Origin of the sequence: Halochromatium glycolicum, assembly GCF_016584085.1 — a bacterium.
In the GTDB taxonomy this organism is placed as follows: domain Bacteria; phylum Pseudomonadota; class Gammaproteobacteria; order Chromatiales; family Chromatiaceae; genus Lamprobacter; species Lamprobacter glycolicus.
In genome coordinates, this window is the sequence record NZ_NRSJ01000100.1 from 1 (window position 1) to 2,293 (window position 2,293).

A 2,293-nucleotide genomic window follows, 5' to 3' on the forward strand; every position below is an offset into this window, starting at 1 on the left:
CTCGGTTCCGGTGGATGGCCAGTCCTTTCCGGTTCGGGACTTTCACCCGGCGGGTCACAATAAGAGGTTTCCGATCACTCAAATCATTTCGCGATCATCCCCCTCTTCCAGGCTTTGCCTGGCGCAAGAAAAATGACGTTTCTGTCTCTGGACGCGGTTTATAGTCACTCGCCCTGGTTTCCGGACAAGCTGAGCCCATCGGTGCTGACTGTTCCGGCGCTTTCTGTCCGGCGATCAGGCGGAATGGCTATAGAAGCTGTCCATCAACTTTTTCCCGATTTACGGGCCAGAGCTGGGCGATCATCGGGAAGTAGAAAATGGACAGCCACTTATTGCTCCTGAGCCTGGAGCCGCCCTTTGCAGCCCGTTCGGGCTGACCACGGCATGAGCGGGGCCATCCAGCTGCGCACAAATCGCGACTACGCCGCCATCGACGACGAAACAACCGGCCCAACGGTGCACAGGATGAACGGCAAATAACGACCGTATCCGGTCGGCGACGGCTCGTCAGCCTGGATTCTTCAATCGGACGAGCAGCAAACCCGCGTGGGTTCCGGGCAAAAATTGCCGAATATCAGAACAATCCAGATCCTGCTCGGCCTCAAAACCGAGGCGGAAGCCTCGCGCATTGCCGACCTGTTGCTGGCGTTCGATGTCGTACCCGAACCCACGATGACCGATGACCGGGAGGCCGCGCGCATCGAGCGCCTCTGCCGAGCCAATGGGGTCACCATCCAGATTTGACCCACGCTCTGCCCCAGGGCGGCAGCATCCTCTGCGGAGCCAATGGGGTCACCATCCGCTCGACCATCGACTGCCTCATCGCCCAACTCTCGCTTCGGGACCGGTTGCCTGTGCTTATCAAGGACCGGGATTTCAGCGCCATCAGCCGATGTTGCCCGCTACTGCTCGTGACGCTCAACTGAGCCTGCGGCTGCGAATCACAGTCCGCGTGGGCTTCCGAGAGCAGGTGCGAGCCGAAGAAACCGGCACCGCCGGTGACGAGGATGCGTTTGCGCAGGGCATAGTTCATTGCAGTCAAGCCGTCCTCGTCTCATCAATACAAAACCACCGTGCCAACGCCGCCCCCAACAAGGCACCCAGCGCGTAGTGTGGAAAATCCAGCCAGGCGAAGGTACTGCCCAGCAGCGCACGCCCCAGAACGCTCCCCCGCACCGACTCCAACCAAGGCGCATGCCAGAGCTGCAGCAACTCCAGCAGGCAGGTCAGGCTCAGCACCGTCAGCGACACCCGCAGCAACCAACGCCCAGGCGCAAAGGCCATCGCCAGCACGATCCAGAACGCCACGTAGAGCACCCCGCCCAGTGAGCCAGCAACCCAAGCGCTAGCCGGGCCGACATAGACCTTCGTCCAGAGCCCTAGCGGGACCAGCGCCCCACTAAGGGCCAGGCATCGCCATCGGATCACTGAAGGCACCCTGCTCAACGGCCAACCTGACCTCGTGCGCTCGAAGGCCTCATCAGCGCTAGCGGCGCTCGCCCCGCCCCCAGCGACACCATGGCTGCTGGCAATCGCCGGAGTCGCCTCGCCGGAGTCGCCTCGCCGGACACGCCCCCGCTTTCCAACAGATCGAAGACCGTCCGCGCATAATCTCGCGGCGCGTCGACGTGCCCGACGACCTCCAGGCTCAGCACGACCGAAAACGTCCGTACTGCGCGGCCAGATCGTCGTAAGCGGAGCCAACCTGAGACGCTGTATAAGAAATAACTGCCTGATTTTGAAAGACAGAAACTTGGAAAGGTTCTGGCTGTTGGGCTTTCCTGTGGCAATTCTCACGACAAGCTACTGATTTTTAAAGGATGAGTTTCTCTACAGTGTCTGAAGGTTCAAGTGCGGATAGGCCGTCTGCGCCTGTGCGATCCGTTCGGCGGATGGATCAACCCCGGTCACGTCCCAGCCGCGCTCGGTGAGTGCATGCGCGACGCTGCCATTGCCGCAGCCGAGCTCAAAGAGGCGTCGTCTCCGGTGTCCGCCGAGGGTGTCAAAGCGCTCCAGTTCCGTGATCAAATCGAGCACGGCCGGCAGCAAGACGCCGTGTGAATGATTCACACCGGCGTGACTGTAGCGATCACCGCTGATGGCAGGCTCTCTCATCAACGCTACTCCTCTTCTGGATAACGCAGCACCCGCTGCTTGATGAGCTGGGCCGGATTCCCAGCAACGATTTGCCAATCAGGGACGTCGGACACCACCACAGCGGCCGCCCCAACGATGGCGCCCTCGCCCACTCTGCGGCCAGGCCCAACAAAGGCGTCAGCACACACCCAGGCCT

At 61.3% G+C, this 2,293-nt stretch carries 4 protein-coding genes; 1 reads left to right on the plus strand and 3 read right to left on the minus strand.

The genetic code is table 11. The features are described 5' to 3' along the window. The first annotated feature begins 546 nt into the window (after positions 1 to 546). On the plus strand, positions 547 to 744 hold the full coding sequence (locus tag CKO40_RS23560) for a PIN domain-containing protein (RefSeq protein WP_200348896.1): 198 nt from the start codon (positions 547 to 549) through the stop codon (positions 742 to 744). On the opposite strand, the gene CKO40_RS23985 is transcribed toward CKO40_RS23560, so the two are convergent. The 3 genes from CKO40_RS23985 to CKO40_RS23570 all read right to left on the minus strand — a co-directional run bounded on the left by CKO40_RS23985 (position 728) and on the right by CKO40_RS23570 (position 2,115). After that, positions 728 to 1,033: a hypothetical protein gene (locus CKO40_RS23985; RefSeq protein ID WP_207173838.1), complete on the minus strand. Its 306-nt coding sequence runs from the start codon at positions 1,031 to 1,033 to the stop codon at positions 728 to 730. The genes CKO40_RS23560 and CKO40_RS23985 overlap by 17 nt on opposite strands. A 5-nt stretch (positions 1,034 to 1,038) precedes the next feature. Next, the gene (locus CKO40_RS23565) at positions 1,039 to 1,428 is read right to left on the minus strand and encodes a DUF2809 domain-containing protein (RefSeq protein ID WP_200348897.1); all 390 of its coding nucleotides are present in this window, start codon (positions 1,426 to 1,428) and stop codon (positions 1,039 to 1,041) included. 402 nt (positions 1,429 to 1,830) lie between these two features. Next, positions 1,831 to 2,115: a class I SAM-dependent methyltransferase gene (locus CKO40_RS23570; protein ID WP_200348898.1), complete on the minus strand. Its 285-nt coding sequence runs from the start codon at positions 2,113 to 2,115 to the stop codon at positions 1,831 to 1,833. Positions 2,116 to 2,293: the final 178 nt, after the last annotated feature.

What these genes read in the sequence shown, in the direction of transcription:
- CKO40_RS23985 (WP_207173838.1), bottom strand. Translation starts at nt 1,033, where the DNA reads ATGAACTATGCCCTGCGCAAACGCATCCTCGTCACCGGCGGTGCCGGT.
- CKO40_RS23570 (WP_200348898.1), bottom strand. Translation starts at nt 2,115, where the DNA reads ATGAGAGAGCCTGCCATCAGCGGTGATCGCTACAGTCACGCCGGTGTG.